This window comes from Phaeobacter sp. JH20_26 (assembly GCF_048056275.1).
GTDB lineage: Bacteria > Pseudomonadota > Alphaproteobacteria > Rhodobacterales > Rhodobacteraceae > Phaeobacter > Phaeobacter bryozoorum.
The window spans coordinates 93,680-111,446 of sequence record NZ_JAYMWL010000012.1 but is presented as its reverse complement, the minus strand read 5'-3'; the positions used below and the strand labels follow the sequence as shown (position 1 = coordinate 111,446).

General features: G+C 60.6%; 14 protein-coding genes. 3 read left to right on the top strand and 11 right to left on the bottom strand.

Going from position 1 to position 17,767, the window contains the following annotated elements; genetic code table 11:
* The first annotated feature begins 2 nt into the window (after positions 1–2).
* Positions 3–599 carry a TetR/AcrR family transcriptional regulator gene (locus VWY60_RS05365; RefSeq protein WP_416539965.1) on the top strand — a complete coding sequence of 199 codons (597 nt, stop codon included), beginning with the start codon at positions 3–5 and terminating at the stop codon, positions 597–599.
* Between the two features lie 204 nt (positions 600–803).
* Here the strand turns inward: VWY60_RS05365 and VWY60_RS05360 are convergent, their stop codons facing one another.
* Together VWY60_RS05360 and trpS are read right to left on the bottom strand one after the other, a co-directional pair.
* Positions 804–1,010, bottom strand: coding sequence for a cold-shock protein (locus tag VWY60_RS05360; RefSeq protein ID WP_014875579.1), 207 nt, complete (start codon positions 1,008–1,010; stop codon positions 804–806).
* A 54-nt stretch (positions 1,011–1,064) separates the two neighbouring features.
* Complete coding sequence (trpS, locus tag VWY60_RS05355) at positions 1,065–2,093, bottom strand: tryptophan--tRNA ligase (RefSeq protein WP_416536669.1); 1,029 nt, start codon at positions 2,091–2,093, stop codon at positions 1,065–1,067.
* Positions 2,094–2,221: 128 nt separating this feature from the next.
* Between trpS and VWY60_RS05350 the strand changes: the two genes are divergently transcribed.
* The gene (locus VWY60_RS05350; RefSeq protein ID WP_340547344.1) at positions 2,222–2,908 is read left to right on the top strand and encodes a rhomboid family intramembrane serine protease; all 687 of its coding nucleotides are present in this window, start codon (positions 2,222–2,224) and stop codon (positions 2,906–2,908) included.
* Between the two features lie 97 nt (positions 2,909–3,005).
* On the opposite strand, the gene VWY60_RS05345 is transcribed toward VWY60_RS05350, so the two are convergent.
* The 6 genes from VWY60_RS05345 to bhcA all read right to left on the bottom strand — a co-directional run bounded on the left by VWY60_RS05345 (position 3,006) and on the right by bhcA (position 10,989).
* Entirely contained in the window at positions 3,006–5,072 is a 2,067-nt protein-coding gene (locus VWY60_RS05345; protein ID WP_416539964.1) for a TRAP transporter large permease subunit, read from the bottom strand.
* A 78-nt stretch (positions 5,073–5,150) separates the two neighbouring features.
* Complete coding sequence (locus VWY60_RS05340; protein WP_340547342.1) at positions 5,151–6,197, bottom strand: TRAP transporter substrate-binding protein; 1,047 nt, start codon at positions 6,195–6,197, stop codon at positions 5,151–5,153.
* A gap of 343 nt (positions 6,198–6,540) precedes the next feature.
* Entirely contained in the window at positions 6,541–7,533 is a 993-nt protein-coding gene (bhcD, locus tag VWY60_RS05335) for an iminosuccinate reductase BhcD (protein ID WP_416539963.1), read from the bottom strand.
* An 86-nt stretch (positions 7,534–7,619) separates the two neighbouring features.
* The gene (gene bhcC, locus VWY60_RS05330; protein ID WP_416539962.1) at positions 7,620–8,783 is read right to left on the bottom strand and encodes a 3-hydroxy-D-aspartate aldolase BhcC; all 1,164 of its coding nucleotides are present in this window, start codon (positions 8,781–8,783) and stop codon (positions 7,620–7,622) included.
* Between the two features lie 41 nt (positions 8,784–8,824).
* Positions 8,825–9,799 (bottom strand): beta-hydroxyaspartate dehydratase BhcB, encoded by a 975-nt coding sequence (gene bhcB, locus VWY60_RS05325; protein ID WP_416539961.1) that lies wholly within the window; start codon positions 9,797–9,799, stop codon positions 8,825–8,827.
* Positions 9,799–10,989 carry an L-aspartate--glyoxylate aminotransferase BhcA gene (gene bhcA, locus VWY60_RS05320; protein WP_340547338.1) on the bottom strand — a complete coding sequence of 397 codons (1,191 nt, stop codon included), beginning with the start codon at positions 10,987–10,989 and terminating at the stop codon, positions 9,799–9,801. Before bhcA ends, bhcB begins: the two co-directional genes overlap by 1 nt.
* Before the next feature lie 210 nt (positions 10,990–11,199).
* Between bhcA and bhcR the strand changes: the two genes are divergently transcribed.
* A complete protein-coding gene (gene bhcR, locus VWY60_RS05315; protein WP_416536675.1) occupies positions 11,200–12,024 on the top strand; it encodes an HTH-type transcriptional regulator BhcR in 825 nt (274 codons plus the stop codon).
* Between the two features lie 154 nt (positions 12,025–12,178).
* Here the strand turns inward: bhcR and murJ are convergent, their stop codons facing one another.
* From murJ to VWY60_RS05300, 3 genes are read right to left on the bottom strand one after another with little or no spacing between them, the layout of a single operon-like run.
* Complete coding sequence (murJ, locus tag VWY60_RS05310; protein WP_340547336.1) at positions 12,179–13,732, bottom strand: murein biosynthesis integral membrane protein MurJ; 1,554 nt, start codon at positions 13,730–13,732, stop codon at positions 12,179–12,181.
* Positions 13,729–16,557: a [protein-PII] uridylyltransferase gene (locus VWY60_RS05305; protein ID WP_340547335.1), complete on the bottom strand. Its 2,829-nt coding sequence runs from the start codon at positions 16,555–16,557 to the stop codon at positions 13,729–13,731. The genes murJ and VWY60_RS05305 overlap by 4 nt, the downstream gene beginning before the upstream one ends.
* A complete protein-coding gene (locus VWY60_RS05300) occupies positions 16,517–17,689 on the bottom strand; it encodes a penicillin-binding protein activator (RefSeq protein ID WP_340547334.1) in 1,173 nt (390 codons plus the stop codon). The genes VWY60_RS05305 and VWY60_RS05300 overlap by 41 nt, the downstream gene beginning before the upstream one ends.
* Positions 17,690–17,767 lie beyond the last annotated feature (78 nt).

The window sequence follows — 17,767 nt, the reverse complement described above, 5'->3', positions numbered from 1 at the left end:
GCTTGGCCCGCACCATCGCAAAAGACCACGACCACAAGCGCGCCCAGATCCTGAAATCCGCGGCGAAAGTCTTTGCCGAGGAGGGGTTCGACCGTGCGTCGATGACCCAGCTCGCGCGCGAATGCGGAATCTCCAAGGCGAATATCTACCATTACTACGACAGCAAGGATGCCGTGTTGTTTGGCCTCCTTGATACCTATCTCAGCGCGCTGCGCGACCGGGTCTGCACGGTCGATGTGACGGGCTTGTCGCCCGAGCAGCGTCTGCGGCGCATCGTGTCGGAAATCCTGCTGGCCTATCAGGGCGCCGATCATGAGCATCAGGTCCAGATCAGCGCCATGGGCGCCCTGCCAGAAGCGCAGCAGAAACTCCTGCGCGCCTACCAGCGCGAACTGGTGCAGCTGGTCAGCGATGCCCTTGCCGGGGTGGCCGCGCCAGCAATTGCCAGGGATCCGGCCAGGCTGCGCGCCGTGACCATGTCCGTCTTTGGCATGTTGAACTGGTACTATATGTGGAATTCCGGCGCAGGCCCGGAGGCACGCGAGGATTACGCGCAGATGGTGGCGGATCTGACGATGAACGGCATTCGCGCGCTCTAGCAGGCGACTATCGCCGCAGCTTGTCATCCAGCGCCACGACCAGAACAGGCCCGGAGCAGGCCCTGAATAGGCCCCGGAACAGGCAAAAGACCCGGATACGCAAAAGGCCGCCTGAAACGGGCGGCCTTAGGTGATTCTATCCACAGGTCACTATGGTCAGAATGTCTTTAGATGGATGGGCGCGGAAACTCCGCGCCGCGATCCTTACAGCAGTTCCAGCGAACCTGCGGACTGCTTGCCGTCACGACCAGTTTCCAGCTCGTAGGAAACTTTTTGGTTGTCGTTCAAACCATTAAGGCCCGAGCGTTCAACCGCAGAGATGTGTACAAACACGTCCTTGCCGCCAGACTCAGGCTCGATAAAGCCGTAGCCTTTTGTTGCGTTGAACCATTTCACGGTGCCATTGGCCATCCGAATTCTCCAGTATCTATCTCCCCGCAGGGTGCGGGATCGTAAGGCCTGATATCACAGAGTAACCGGCGCGACCATGCCCACAATGTCATAAGTTTTGCGAAGAATGGGGGCTGTGATTTCTCGGGCACGCTCTGATCCCCGGGCAAGGATCTTGTCGATTTCGTCCTGATGCTGCATCAGCCGGGCCATTTCCGTGGTGATCGGCGCCATTTTCGAAACTGACAGGTCGGCCAGCATCGGCTTGAACTCGGAAAACGGCTTGCCGCCGACTTCGGCCAGCACCTGTTCCACCGACAGTTCGGCCATGGCGGCATAGATATTGACCAGATTGCGCGCCTCGGGCCGCCCCTCAAGCCCCTCAACCTCGGAGGGCAGGGCATCAGGGTCGGTCTTGGCCTTGCGGATCTTCTTGGCGATGGTGTCGGCATCATCCGTCAGATTGATGCGGCTGGCATCCGAGGGGTCGGACTTCGACATCTTTTTCGATCCGTCGCGCAGGGACATGACGCGGGTGGCCGCCCCTTCGATCACCGGCTCGGTCTCCGGGAAGAAGTTGACTCCGTAGTCGTGATTGAACTTCATCGCGATGTCGCGGGTCAGCTCCAGATGCTGCTTCTGGTCCTCTCCCACCGGCACATGGGTGGCGTGATAGACCAGAATGTCCGCCGCCATCAGCGCCGGATAGGCAAAGAGCCCAAGCGAGGCGTTCTGCGCATTTTTGCCGGCCTTGTCCTTCCACTGGGTCATCCGCTGCATCCAGCCCATGCGGGCGACGCAGTTGAAGATCCAGGCCAGCTGCGCATGTTCAGGCACCTGGCTCTGGTTGATCAGGATCGACTGCTCGGGGTCCAGACCCGCAGCAATGAAGCCCGCGCAAAGCTCACGCGTGGATTTCTTCAGATCCGCCGGATCCTGCCAGACGGTGATCGCGTGCAGATCCACCATGCAGTAGATGCTCTCCACGTCCTTGGCCTGCCAGTCCACGAACCGCTTCAGCGCGCCAAGATAGTTGCCAAGGTGCAGATTGCCCGATGGCTGGATGCCGGAAAACACGCGGGGCGTGAATGTGGTCTCGGTCATCAAGAAACTCCCGTCTGGAATTAGGATCCTCGCTGGCTTAACCATGGCGGCAACCCTCGTCAACCGCGCGCGGATCAACCGGGCGGCCGGGCAGAACAGCAGAGCAGGCAAGCAGGAGCAAGAACACGATGGAATATCAAAAAGAGCCGTCGCCGGTGAACCCGCTGCCGCCCGTGGTGGTGGCGCTGGTGCTGATCCTCTTTGCCATCGAGGCCGGATTTTCCCTCGGCGCGCGCGGCATCATCGGCGGCCCCGAGGCGATTGGCTGGCGGCTACAGGCGATCCAGACCTATTCGTTCTCTTCCGACATCTTCTGGTGGATGTGGGAGACCGGGCAATGGCCGGTGGAGCATCTGATCCGCTTTGTCTCCTATCCCTTTGTGCATGTGGCCTTTACCCAGACGCTGTTTGTCTGCGTTTTCGTGCTCGCCATGGGCAAGATGGTGGGCGAGATCTTTGGCGATCTGGCCATGGTTCTGGTGTTTCTGATATCCGGCATTGGCGGCGCCTTTGGCTATGCGCTGCTCACTCAATCGCCGGTGCCGCTGATCGGTGGCTTTCCCGCCGTCTACGGGCTGATCGGAGCCTTTACCTATATCCTGTGGCGGCAATTGTCGCTTGTCGGCGCCCAGCAAAGCCGCGCCTTCACGCTGATTGCCTTCCTGATGGGGATCCAGCTGCTGTTTGGCCTGCTGTTTGGCGGCACGCTTGACTGGGTCGCCGATCTCTGCGGCTTTGCCACCGGCTTTGGTCTCTCCTTCTTCCTCGCCCCCGGTGGCTGGGCCCGTATCCGCAACCGCATCCGCCGGGAGTAAGGGCGCGAAGGCCGCAGGATCGGACAGGGCGTTCTCAGTTCGATACTGGCAGCGGGAAAGGGCTGGCGGCGCCACTCTGGACGCCACCAGCCTGGCCTCAATAGGCCACCGATGGCAGCCAGGTTGCGATCGACGGGAACCAGATCACCAGGGCGAGTCCGGTCAATTGCAGCAGGATGAAGGGAACGACGCCCTTGTAGATATCCGTCAGCGTGACCTCGGGCGGGCAGACGCCCTTCAGGTAGAACAGCGAAAACCCCACCGGCGGTGTCAGGAAGCTCGTTTGCAGCGTTACAGCGACGAGGATCACGAACCAGACAAGCTCCGGGTTATCCAGCCCATAGCCAGGTACCGACAAACTCATTGCCGCAATGATCGGAGCGACAAGCGGCAGGATGATGAGCGTGATCTCGATCCAGTCCAACACAAAACCAAGCAGAAATACGATGAACAGAATGAACAGGATCGTGCCCATTTCTCCCAGGCCCATGCCTTCGATGGTGTGGGTGATCAGCTCATCGCCGCCCAATTCGCGCAGAACAAAGGCAAAGCAGGTGGCACCAAGGAAGATCGCAAAGATATAGGCCGTTGTCTTGAACGTGTTCCGTGTCACTTCGACCAGTTTCGCGATTGTCAGCTTGCGATAGCCTATTGCCAGCAGCGTGGCCCCGGCGGCGCCAACGCCTGACGCTTCCGTCGGTGTCGCAAGACCGGCAAAGATCGACCCCAACACGGCAAAGATCAGCGCCACGGGCGGCAGAACCGCCTTGAACACATCCCAGATCGCCGCCCAGTCCACCTTCTTGGCACCCTCAGGCAGTGGCGCCACATCAGCGCGCAGGGTTGAAATCACCACGATGTAGAGGATGTAAAGGCCCCCGATGATCAGGCCGGGAAACAGCGCCGCCATAAACAGATCCCCCACTGACAGCGCCATCTGGTCGGCCATGATGACCAGCATGATCGACGGCGGGATCAGAATGCCAAGCGTGCCGGACGAGGCAATCACGCCTGCTGCCAGAGTCTTGGAATATTTCTGTTCCATCATCGCGGGCATCGACAAAAGACCCAACAGCACGACGGATGCCCCGACGATACCGGTCGAGGCGGCCAAGATGATCCCGATCGCGGTCACGGTGATGGCCAGGCCCCCACGCATGGTGCCGAACAATCTCTGCATCGAGGTCATCAGCCGCTGTGCCACGCCGCTTTCGTCCAGCATCAGCCCCATGAAGATAAACATGGGAAGGGCAACAAGAACGGCGTTGGACATCGTCGCGTAAACACGGTTCACAACCGCGCCAAGTGTCAGGTAATCGAGCCCCGTAAACGTGGCCTCCATGCCCGTCCAGAGCAGCATGTCATTGTCGCCGAGGTAGGCAATACCGCAGTAAAGAACGCCGATGCCCGACAGGACCCAGGCGACCGGAATGCCGGTGAACAGGACACCGACGAAGGACATGAACATTGCGATGACGAGCTTTTCCTCAGGCGCGTCCACCAGCTGCATCAGGGTGAACGTCACGATGGCGAAGCCAACCATCATCCACATGAGGGGTTTCAGACCAGCGCGATCCGACGATGGATCGGCGCGGGTCACCAGCATGTAGAGGTCATGAATCAAGCGTGCGACAGCAGCCATGGCAATCAGAACAAAGCTGGCCGGGATAACAGCCTTCAGCAGCCAGCGGGCCGGTAGGCCGGTGGGGCTGTCGGACCGTTCGTTGACCCGGTAACTGTCCTGAAAATAATCGAGGCCCTGATCAATCATCAGGTAGCAGAACGGCAAGATCAGAACCACGATCCCGACAATTTCGATCACCCGCCGGGCGCGGAAGGAAAAGTCGGCACGCAAAACGTCGACGCGGACATGGGCGTCGGTGCTCAGCGCATAGGACACGCCGACCATGGTTGTCAGCGCATAGAGATGCCACTGCAATTCATCCAGCTTTGGAAAATTCAGATCCAGCGTATAGCGCATCCCAACCTGCACTATGATAGCAAGGATCAGGAGCACATTTGCCCACATAACGACGTGTCCGACGCCCTTGACCAGCCGGTCCAGCGTGGCTGCGAATTTCGGGTCTTTCCGGTCGTCGTTTTCGATTTCTTCCCAAAGCGGGTCATAGTGGGCGTCTTGGTGATCGTGAGATGTCGATGTCATTTCTTTTCCTCCCCTGAACCGGGCCTCCCCCGATCAGATCAAAAACCCGGACCGCAAAGCCGGTCCGGGTTAGATGTGTTACTGGCGTGGCAGGAATGCGTGGGCTTTCCACAGGGCGTAGCCTTCGCTGAACTCATTCAGGTCGGCGTATACCTTTGCAAAGAACTCATCGTTTGCGGCTTCTTCCTCGGCCACCTCGGTCCAGGTCGCGCGGAAGACGTCCAGCATCTCGGGTGTCCAGTCGACAATGGTCACGCCGTTTTCATCGACGTTCTTCTGCATCGCTGCAAACTGGATCGCCTCACCTTCGGCAAAGCTCTCGGTCATCTGCGCCCGGCAGGTCAGCTCAATCTGGGCCTGCAAGGTCGGGTTCAGCTCGTTCCATTCATCCTTGTTGATGATCAGTTCAAAGATGGTGGCCTGCTGATGCCAGCCGGGGAAGTAATTGTACTTCGCCAGTTTGTGGAAACCGAGACGCTGGTCGATGGCGGGCATCGAGAACTCGGTGGCGTCGATTGCCCCTTTTTCCAGGGCCGGGAAGATCTCACCGCCGGGCAGCAGGGATGTGGCAACGCCCAGTTTCTGCATGACTTTGCCGCCCAGACCGAAGAAGCGCATCTTCAGGCCGTTCAGCTGTTCAACCGATGTGATTTCTTCAGCGAACCACCCCGAGGTTTCCGGTGCAATAATGGTGCAGGGAAGAACTTTGACGTTGAAACCGGCCTGATCGTACATCTCCTGATACAGATCCATGCCATTGCCGTAGTAGAGCCAGGCCATGTATTCGCCTGCTTCGGGGCCGAATGGGACAGCCGAGAACAACGGCGCTGCCGGAATCTTGCCGGCCCAGTAGCCAGCGGTGGCAAAGCCCGAGTTGATCTTGCCGGATGAAACCGCATCAAGAATCTCAAACGCCGGAACCAGCTTGCCGGGCTCGTAGACCTTCATCTTGATGGCCCCACCTGAGATAGCCGCAAGATCCTCCGACACGCGAACGATCGGGGTGCCAAGCCCAGGCAGTTCAGTTGAAAAGGCGACCGGCGTTTTCAGCAGAATTTTGTCTGAGGCAAAGGCCGGTGCCGCGGCGAGAGCCGCTGCGGCGAGAGCTGTTGCTACTTTCTTCATGTCGTTTTCCTCCTTGATGACATGTGTCCGGATCTTTTTGCAGACCCGGTTGGGTAAGCCGGGGATCACGTCCCGGCCATGTGCGCCTCGCAAGGCATCTTGAAACCTGTCGAGATTGGGCGCGCACCCGACCGGGTGCGCGTGGTTCTGCGGGTGCTTCCAAAGGGAACACTCTGGTCAGGGACAGCAGCCAACGGCGATCAAACATATGTTGACCCGCATCTGACTTTCCCGGATCCTGCGGTCTGCCAGCCCCGACATCCCCGGCGATTTCGACGGCGTGGCCCGGTTGGGCCGCACCCTCCGCGTCCGAGCCTCCGATCTCTTCACCGGAGGGCCGCTTTTACAAAGCGACGCGTGTCGCCAGATTTCTTTCATCAGCGATCCGCGCCGCGACCGAGGCGACGGCCAGATCCTGAAGGCCCACACCGGTGCCATCAAACACAGTGATTTCACTGTCACAGCTGCGGCCCGGATGGTCGCCGTTGATCACGGCACCGATGGGTGTGATGTCAGCTTCGTCGATCAGCCCGGATGCGATTGCATGTTGCGCCTCGCCAATGGTGATCGACTGGGCGATCTCATCCGCAAAGACGGTGGCCTTGCCAAAGAGCGCCGCGTCCACTTCCATCTTACCCTTGGTGTCTGTGCCCATGCAGGCAATATGGGTGCCGGGCTTGATCCAGTCGGCCATCAACAGCGGTTCAAACGCCGATGTAATGGTGATGATCACATCCGCCTGCGCGCCCAGCTCTTCTTGCGTTACGGCTTCGAACTCCAGACCCAGCTCTTCAGCCACGGCGCCCAGACGCGGCAGCATGTCGGGATGCGGGTTCCAGGCGACGACCTTCTCGAAATCGCGCTGTTCGGCAGCGGCCCGAAGCTGAAAGGTGGATTGATGACCTGCGCCCACCATGCCAAGGACTCTGGCGTCCTGTCTCGCCAGATGAGCAATTGAGACGGATGACGAGGCAGCGGTACGGACTGCTGTCAGGTAGTTGCCGCCGACCAGCGCCTGAAGACGACCGGTATCTGGATCAAACAGAAAGATGGTGGACTGGTGGTTGGTCAGCCCCTTGTCCATGTTGCCGGGCCAGAAGCCACCGGATTTCACACCCAGAGATTTGCCCGCCCGGTCAAAACCCGATTTGAACCCATAGATCGCATCGGCGTATCCGATCGCCTCGCGGATCACCGGGAAATTGTAAGCGTCTCCGCGCGCCATGGCGCCAAAAACAGCCTCTACCGCGTCAAAAGCATCAGCACGGCTGACGGTTTTTGCGCAGATCTCCTCGCTGACAATCAGCAATCCATCGGTGTCAGTCGGGTTGGTCATCGTCTTGTTCCTTTGTGAGTTCATTTTGCGGGGGCAGCGTCTAGCACCACGCCGCACCCCGCGCGCCAGTGGGAGGAGGGCTGGCGTTAATAGGCTTTGCCGCGGGCGGAGACGGGCCAGAGGGTTTCGACCTTGCCGCCCCGCACGCCGACATACCAATCATGGACGTTGCAGGTCGGGTCACAATGGCCGGGCACGAGCCGGAGCTTGTCGTTGACCTTCAGGGCTCCACCGGGATCTGCGACAACGCCATGCTCATCCGAACATTTGAGATATTCGACATCGTCTCGGCCGTAGATAAAGGGCAACCCACTGTCTACGGACTGGGTCTTGAGGCCTGCATCCACGATGGCCTTGTCGGCCTTGGAGTGGCTCATGACCGTGGTCAGGATGAACAAGGCGTTCTCCCATTCCCCAGCGTCGATGCGCTTGCCGTCCTTGTCGAGGATGCGGCCATAGTCGGCATCCATGAAGGCGTAGGAGCCACATTGCAATTCGTTGTAAACACCCGAGTTCGACTCGAAGTAATAAGATCCGGTGCCACCGCCACCGACGATGTCACACTCCAGGCCTTCGGTTTTCAGCGTGTCGACCGCATCCCTGACCATGGCCACCGCAACGTCGATCTTCGCCTTGCGCTCGTTATAGTCGTCAAGATGCTGCATCGCGCCCTGATAGGCCTGGATGCCGGCAAATTTCAGACCTTCTGCGGCGTCGATGGCCTTGGCGATTTCCACGACATCGCGCGTGCTCGACACGCCACAGCGTCCTGCGCCACAGTCAATTTCGACGAGGCATTCAATCTGGGTCCCATGCGTCCTGGCCGCAGCCGCAAGGTCAGCCACATTGTCGATATCATCGACACAACAGATCGCGCGGGCGCCCAGCTTCGGCAGACGCGCAAGACGGTCGATCTTGGCGGCGTCGCGCACCTGGTTCGATACCAGAATATCCTTGATACCACCCCGGGCGAAGACCTCAGCTTCAGAGACCTTCTGACAGCAGACACCGCAGGCGCCGCCGAGCTCTTCCTGAAGCTTCTGCACGTCGACCGACTTGTGCATCTTGCCGTGGGTGCGGTGGCGCATACCGTGATCCTTGGCATAGTCGCCCATCTTCTTGATGTTGCGCTCCAGCGCGTCCAGATCCAGCACAAGGCATGGGGTCTGTATGTCAGCCTCGTCCATGCCCGGTTTGGCCGGGATGTCGTAGCCCACTTCGAATGCGTCGAGATTGGTCATGTCCTTCATGTCCGTGCTCCTCTGTCGGGATTTCAGTAAGATGATTGAGATCAGGCGGCGGTCAGCCAGGGCAGCTTGTCGAGGTCGACATTGCCACCGGTTATGATCAGGCCGACGCGCTTGCCCCTGAAGGCCTCCGGGTTCTTGAGAACCGTTGCGAGCGAAACCGCCGATGATGGCTCCATGACCACCCGCAGGTGCTTCCAGGCCAGCTTCATCGCATCAATGATGTCGTGCTCGGAGGCTGTGTAAATCTCGGACACATGGGTCGAAACGAAGTGCCAGGTCAGGTCCTTGAGCGGCACCAGCAGCCCGTCCGCAATGGTCTTGGGTGCGTCATCGGCAATGATATATCCGGCCTTGAAGCTGCGAAACGCATCGTCGGCCTGTTCGGGTTCGGCCGCGATCACCTTGGTTTCCGGCGCAAGTGTCGACAGGGTCAGGCAGGTTCCCGAAATCATGCCGCCGCCACCGATCGGGGCCACAACCATATCGAGACCACCGGTCTGTTCCATGAATTCTTTCGAGCAGGTCCCCTGGCCAGCGATGACGCGCGGGTCGTTATAGGGGTGCACGAAGTCACCGCCAGTTTCGCTTTGCACTTTGGCAAAGGTCTCCTCGCGCGAGGTGGTAGAGGGCTCACATTCGGTGATCTTGCCGCCGTAGCGGCGCACCGTGTCTTTCTTGGCCTGTGGCGCGGTGTGCGGCATGACCACATTGCACGGGATGCCCCGCAACATCGCCGCATAGCTCAGGCAGGAAGCATGGTTGCCCGAGGAATGCGTCGCAACACCCTTTGCCGCCTGGTCATCATCAAGGCCGAATACGGCGTTCGAGGCACCGCGCACTTTGAAAGCACCCGGCTCCTGAAAGTTCTCGCACTTGAAAAACAGGTCGCACCCGGCGATCTCGTTCAGGTAATCCGACGTCCGAACCGGTGTACGGCGGATATGTGGCTTGATCCGCTCATGCGCGGCCAGCATGTCCTCGTAGGTGGGGATATACATGGGTTGGATATCCTTCATCACGCGGCCGCTTTGGCTGCGGTTGCATGGGTGCTGCGGAAATACTCCTGTGCGGCAGTCACCCCGCTGCCGAGTTGGACCGGATAATCGAGATCGGCCATCGCCATCTCTATGGTGGCAAGACCGGACAGAACCATGACGTCGGTCAGGCTGCCCAGATGGCCGATGCGAAAGGCCTTGCCGTTCATCTCGCCCAGCCCAATCCCGAAGGACACGCCGTAGGCGTCAAAGGCGTGCTCGGTCAGCGCATTGCTGTCGAACCCCTCTGGCACATAGATCGCGCTCACCGTGTCCGAGTAGAGCTCGGGCGATTGGGCGACCAGCTTCAGCCCCCATGCCTGAACCGCGCGGCGCACGCCTTCCGCCAGCCGGAAGTGGCGGGCGTAAACGTTCTCCAGCCCTTCTTCAAAAAGCATCTTCAGGCTTTCGCCCATGCCGTAAATCAGCTGCAACGGCGGCGTATAGGGAAATCCGCCTGAGGCGTTGGCCGCCATCATGTCGCGGAAATCAAAGAAGGTACGGGGCAATGTGGCGGTTGCCATTGCGTCCAGCGCTTTGGGGCTGACACACAGGATGGCCATGCCGGTGGCCAGCATGAAGCCCTTCTGCGACCCGGATACCGCGATATCCACGCCCCAATCGTCAAAGCGGAACTCCATCGACGCCAGCGAGCTGACGCAATCCACGAACAGCATCGCCGGGTGGCTGGCGGCGTCCATCGCCTTGCGAACGCCCGCGATGTCCGACCGCACGCCGGTCGCTGTCTCGTTGTGGGTGACCAGAACGGCCTTGATCTTATGGTCCTTGTCTGCGCTCAGCACGGCTTCGAATTTCTCGGCGGGCGCACCGCTACCCCAGGCGCATTCGATGATCTGAACATCCAGACCATGACGCTGGCACAGGTCGATCCAGCGGTGGCTGAACATGCCGTAGCGCGCCACGAGAACCGTATCGCCGGGGCTGAGGGTATTTGTGACAGAGGCCTCCCAGCCACCGGTCCCGCTTGCGGGAAAGGTGATGATCTTGCCATTCGTCGAACCAAACACTTTCTTTGTGCCCTCCAGAACCGGTGCAAACGTGCTGACAAAATCCGGAGCGCGGTGGTCCCGCGTCTGAACATGCATCGCCGACAAGAGCCTCTCGGGAATGTTGGTGGGGCCTGGAATAAAGACTGGATTTTGATCTGACATCACTCGATTCTCCGCTTTGGTAAGTTATTATTACCAGTTCGAAGGTGTGCTGCAATTTTCTTGAAAAATATTTCCAGTATTGAAGAATATTCACTTAGTCACTGATATTGATGAATTTTACATTTTTCATATCCCGACCGCTGTTCGTCTTGAAAATATTTTTCACTTCGATACCTTTGAGGCATCGCGAGGTATGAGCTAGGAATGACGATGCAAAAACAGAAACGGTCCCGTGGCAGACCGAAGTCACAATTCACCGAAAGCAGTGCAGGCACGCTTCAGTCTTTGGATCGTGCCCTTGGTGTGCTGACAGCCATTGCACGCGCGGATCGTCTGACGCTGACGGATTTGTCGTTGACCGTCGGTGTTCCCACAGCCACGACCCATCGCATTCTGATGACCCTGCAAAAGCACAACTTCGTCACCTTCGATGAAGACCGCCAGGACTGGCTCATAGGGATCGAGGCCTTTCGCACCGGCTCGTCCTTTCTGAAACGCAGAAACCTTGCCGAGATCGGGCGCCCCGTCATGCAGCTGCTTATGGAGCAGACCGGCGAGACTGCGAATCTGGCGGTGCCCGCCGCCGCGGAGGTTGTCTTCATCGGGCAGGTAGAAACACATAATCCGATCCGCGCGTTCTTCCCGCCGAGCACGCGCACGGCCATGCATGCCTCCGGCACCGGTAAGGCCATTCTGTCACAGCTGTCAGAAGAGAAAGTCACCCAGTTGCTGACAAAAGCGGGCCTGCAACAATTCACGGCCAATACCCATACCAGCCCGAAATCCCTGTTCGAGGATCTTGCGCAGATCCGCGCGCGTGGCTGGTCCTTTGACAGCGAAGAGCGCTACGAAGGCATGTCGTGCATCGGCAGCGCGATCTTTGATGAATTCGGCAAACCCTGTGCCGGTGTGTCAATTTCAGGCCCAAGCATCAGGTTTGATGACGCGCATGTTGCACAGTTCGGCGCAGCGGTCTCCAAGGCCGCCGCCGAAATTACCCTCAGGAGCGGTGGGGTTATCCCGGAGCAGATCTGATCCGGATGAGTGCAGCGCCGGTTGGGATGGCCCCTCTGCCCAGCTCTCTTGCCGCGCATCTCACTAATCAGCGCGATGCGCAGCAACACGAACCTCTGCCAGAACCCAACTTGGTGGGGCTACCGAGGCACCGGCCGCACCCCCGTCTCCCCCGTCACCCCGTGTCGCCGCCCCGGCGGACGGAGCGTTTCAGGTCGCCGAGGCGCACCGCCCCGATGATCTGGCCGACGCCGAAATAGACCACCGCGCCCAGCACGATCAGACCCAGCAGTGCGAGGTAGCGCCAGCTGGGCAGGTAGAACAGCCAGCCAAAGCTCTGTACCACGCCGAATAGCGCCAGCCCCATGATGGCGGAGGCCGCCAGGATGCGCAGGCTCCGGTCATAGAAGCGCTGATCGAAGCGCGCGACCTCTCCCATACGGCGGGCCCCCAGCCACAGGCAGGCGACCATCGCCCAGCCCGCCACCGTCGCCGCGATGGCGGGGGCGATCCAGCCCAGATAGGGTTTCAGACCAAAGGCAAGAGCGGCATTGATGACCATCGCCACCAGCGCATAGCGAAATGGCGAGCGGGTGTCCTCGCGGGCAAAGAACAGCGGTTGCAGCACTTTTTGCAGCACAAATGCCGGCAGGCCCGCGCCGTAGATCGCCACCGCCAGCGCAATGGCGGCCACATCCTCGGCCCCGGTGGCGCCACGCTCATAAAGGACCGACACCAGCACAACAGGCACCGCCAGAAACGCCGCAGTCGAGGGCAGGGTCAGCAATAGCGAAAATTCCCCGGCACGGGAAAACGCATCGCGCCCGCCCGCATCGTCCCCCGCCCGCAGACGGCGCGACAGATCCGGCAGCAGCACGATGCCAATCGCAATCCCCACCACCCCCAGCGGCAGCTGATAGAGGCGATCTGCCACAAACAGCCAGCTCACCGCGTTTTCAATGTCAGAGGCCACCTGCTGGCCGACCACCAGATTGATCTGCGTGACCCCCATCGCCAGCGCTGCCGGCAGCGCCACACGGACGAGCTTCTTCATGCGCGGGGTCCAGTGCGGCAGGCCGGGGCGCAAGCGGATACCGGTCCGGCTGGCGGCGATCCACACCAGCGCCAGCTGTGCAACCCCTGCAACCGGAATGGTCCAGACCAGCCAGGTGATCACCTCGCCCCCCAGCACCGCGCCCGCCACCATGGCCGCGCAGGCAAAGATATTGAGCAAGACAGGCGCCGCCGCCGCCGCCGCAAAACGACCGGTGGCATTCAGTACGCCGGAAAACAGCGCCGCCAGCGACATGAACAGAATATAGGGAAAGACGATCTGCCCGTAGCCCACCGCCAGATCAAACCGCGCATCGCCAACAAAACCGCCCGCCGTGGCCCAGACCAGGGCCGGCATGAACACCATGCCAATCCCCACCAGCAGCAGCACGGTCACCGCCAGCAGGTTAAACGCCTCCTGCGCAAACCCCTGCGGATCCTCGCCGCTCTCCAGTCGCTTGGCAAACATCGGCACAAAAGCCGCGTTGAACGCGCCCTCGGCAAAGAAGCGGCGGAACATGTTCGGCAGCCGGAAAGCGGCCACAAAGGCATCCATCAACGGACCCGGCCCGATATAGGCGGTGATCAGGATTTCACGCAGAAACCCCAGGATGCGGCTTGCCAGCGTCCAGAATCCGACGGTGAGAAAGCCCGACAGCAGTTTGATCGGCTTCATGATCCGGCCCGCTTTGCCCCTTCGGCGATGGCGTTGCGCAGCTTGGCCTCCAGCGATTTCTGTTTGGATTCGGAGTAGTATTTCAACCCGAACATATCCTTCACATAAAACGCATCGACCACCTGCTCGCCATAGGTCGCGATGATCGCATTGGCGATATAGATATTGGCCCCCGCCAGTGTGCGCGCCAGATCATAGAGCAGACCGGGGCGGTCGCGGGTGTCGACCTCGATGATCGTGTAGATCTCCGAGCCATCATTATCAAAGGTGATATGCGTCGGCACGTTAAACGCCCGCTCGCGCTTCTTGATCTTGTCGCGCGATTTCAGCGCCTCGCCGGTGATCACCTCGCCCTTCAGGGTCTTGTGGATCATCTCGCGCAGACGCGGCAGCCGGGCGGCCTCATAGGGGTGACCTTCGGAATCCTGGATCCAGAAGGCATCCGTCACATAGCCGTCCTTGGTGGTATAGGACCGCGCATCCACCACATTCGCGCCCACCAGTGCCAGCGCGCCGGCAATCCGGGCAAAGATGCCGGGGTGATCGGCCATCGAGAAACAGGCGCGGGTGGCGTCGCGATCCTCATCGGGGTGCAGGCGGATGATCACCCCACCCGGGTCGTCCAGATCGGTCAGTTCGCGCAGCATCTCGGCAAAATCAATATGGGCCGTCACATGCAGCCCCTGCCAGTAGGGGTCATAGTGGCGGGCGGTCTCGATCTTCAGATCGGCCTTGGGCCAGTCGGGCAGGGCGGCGCGCAGGGCCTTCTTGGCCTCGGTGCCGCGATGGGCGCGGTTCAGCGCCTCCACGCCATTCTCCAGCGCCTCGCGGGTCTGGTTATAAAGCGCCCGCAGCAGCGCGGCCTTCCAGTTGTTCCAGGTATCCGGCCCGACGCCGCGAATGTCGCAGACCGTCAGCAGCAGCAGCAGGTCCAGCCGCTTGATCGTCTTTACCGCCTTGGCAAAGCCGCGCACCGTGCGCGGATCGGCAATATCGCGTTTCTGCGCCATATCCGACATCAGCAGGTGATAGCGCACCAGCCATTCAACGGTTTCGCTTTCGCTTTTGTTGAGACCAAGCCGGGGCGCCACACGCCGGGCAATCTGCGCCCCCAGGATCGAATGATCCTGCTCGCGCCCCTTGCCGATATCATGCAGCAGCATGGCGACCATCAGCACCTTGCGATTGACCCCCTTGCGGATCACGGTGGAGGACAGCGGCAGCTCGTCCTCCAGCTCGCCCCGCTCGATGGCGGCAAAGTTGGAGATCACCTGAATGGTGTGCTCATCCACTGTGTAGGAGTGATACATATTGAACTGCATCATCGCCACGATCGGCTCGAATTCGGGCACAAAGGCGCTGAGCACCCCCAGTTCGTTCATCCGCCGCAGCGCGCGTTCCGGGTTGCCGTGTTTCAGCAGCAGATCCAGAAAAATCCGCCGCGCTTCCTTGTCGTTGCGCATCTCGTCGTCGACCAGATGCAGGCTGGCAGTCACCAGCCGCATGGCATCCGGGTGGATCAGCATCCCCGTCCGCAGCGCCTCCTCAAAGATCCGCAACAGGTTCAGCTTATCCGCGCAAAAGGCTTCGGGATCAGAGACATCCAACCGGTTGTGCACCACCACATAGCCGGGTTTGACCCTCGGGCGACGGCGGAAAATCCGCTCCAGCAGCGGCTCGCTCTTCTGATGGGTGGCTTCCAGTTTGGTGAGAAAGATCCGGGTCACGTCACCCACCTTGGTGGCGTGGCGGAAATACTCCTGCATGAAGACCTCGACGGCGCGGCGACCAGCCCGATCCTCATAGCCCATACGGGCGGCGACCTCGACCTGTAGGTCGAAACTCAGCTGCTCGGTGGCGCGTTTGGTCAGCAGATGCAGATGCGCCCGCACTGCCCAGAGGAAATTCTCCGCCTTGGCAAAGGAATCCAGCTCTTCCGGGCTGAACAGCCCCATCGGCACCAGTTCGGCGACATCCTGCACCTGGTACAGGTATTTGGCGATCCAATAGAGCGATTGCAGGTCGCGCAGCCCGCCTTTACCTTCCTTGACGTTGGGTTCCACCACATAGCGTTCGCCCTGTTTCAGGTGGCGCGCATCGCGCTCGGCCAGCTTGGCCTCGACGAAATCGCGGGCGTCCTTGGAAAACAGCTCCGCATTAAGCCGCCTATCCAGATCAGCCGCAAGCCCGGCATCGCCATCCAGAAACCGCTGTTCCAGCATGGCGGTGCGAATGGTGAAATCCTCGCCCCCCAGACGGATGCAGTCACGGATGGTGCGGCTCGAATGGCCCACCTTCAGGCGCAGATCCCACAGGATATAGAGCATCGATTCAATCGCGCTCTCGGCCCAGGCGGTGATCTTGTACGGGGTGAGGAACAGCAGATCCACATCGGACTGCGGTGCCATTTCACCGCGGCCATAGCCGCCAACGGCAATCACCGCGATCCGCTCGCCCTGGGTCGGGTTGGCCAGCGGATGCAGCAGGCTGGTGGCTGTGAAATAGGCGGCAGTAACCAGCCCATCGGTCAGATAGACATAAGACCGGGTCAGCGCCCGCGCCGCAAAGGGTTCCTCGGCAAAGGCCTCGGCGATGGCGGCGCGCCCGGCCAGATTGGCCTCGCGTAGGATTTTCACAACGCCAGCGCGCAGCTCCGCCGCTGAGCAATCCCGCGACAGGGCGGTGATGGCGGCGCGCACGGCAACGGCGTCAAAAATTTTGCCGGGGTCGCAGATCAGCGGCCCCAGCAAGGGTGGCAGATGGACGGTGTCCGGCAGCGCTGGATCAGAATCCGGCACCGGCGAAGCTGCTGGGAGCTGGGTCAATAACCACAACCTTCTGTTCTTGGATTGTCGCAACCGCAAGGCCGCGTTCATTGGTGCCATCTGGGCGCAGGCGGAAGATACCACCGGTGCCCTGGAACCCATTGCCACGGGTCAGTGCCGCGCCGGTCAGCGCGTCGGATTTGCCGGCACTCACCAGCGCACCGATTGCGGCAATCCCATCATAGGCCAGACCACCGATCGGATGCGGCGCGGCGCCATAGCTGGCCTGATAGCGGCTGCGGAACTGCTGCGACCGGTTGGTGTCGGGCATTGCGAACCAGCCACCCTGCACACCCGGCAGGGCCAGCGTCTGCGCCGGAATATCCCAGCGGGTGAGGCCGATATACTGCGTCACCGCAGGATCGACACCGGCTTCGGGCATCAGCTGCGTCAGCAGGGGCAGGGCGCCTGCGGTATTTGCCGTCAGGAACACCGACTGCGCGCCGCTGCTGGCAACGGTTGACCGGATCGTCGGGATCGCGTTGATCACGCCCTGCTGCGACAGTTCATAGCTGACGGAGCCGTTGATATTTGCCCCGGTCCCGGCGGCGGCACGTTCGATTGCCACGCGGCCGGCCTGACCTGCGGGGTCACTGCCGCTGACGATCACCATATTGCCCTTGCCCTGACGGCTGGCATAGCTGGTCAGGCGTCGCGCGGTATTGTCAAAGGTCGGCCCGAGGATGAAGACATTGCCGCCGGCAATGGCGGTGTTGTTGGAAAACGCCAGCACATTGACGTTGCGTTGTGCGGCGACCAGACCTGCGGCATTTGCGGCCTCGGCATAGACTGGCCCCAGGATGATCCGCGCGCCATCGTTGATCGCGGTGGTTGCTGCGGTTGCGGCCTGCTGCGGCACGCCGGCGGTGTCATAGATCCGCAGGTCGATCTGCGCCCCGTTGAGATCGGCAATCGCCATGCGGGCAGCGTTTTCAAGGCTCTTGGCCAGCAGCGCGTCACCGGGCTGCGCCGAGCCACGCGGAACCAACAGGGCGACCGGAACGGGTTTGGTCGTGTTGATCGACGGCCCGCTGCCAGTCGGCAAGGTGTCACAGGCGGCCAGTGCCAGCGTCGAAACAACGGTTGCAGCGGCCAGTGCCGCCTTGCGGGCGTGTTGAAAAACAGCAAACATAATGGACTTGAAACTCCCTTGTCCGGCGGCGTACGCCGTGTTGGTACCTGAGGGATCATAAACGACCAACAAGGCGGG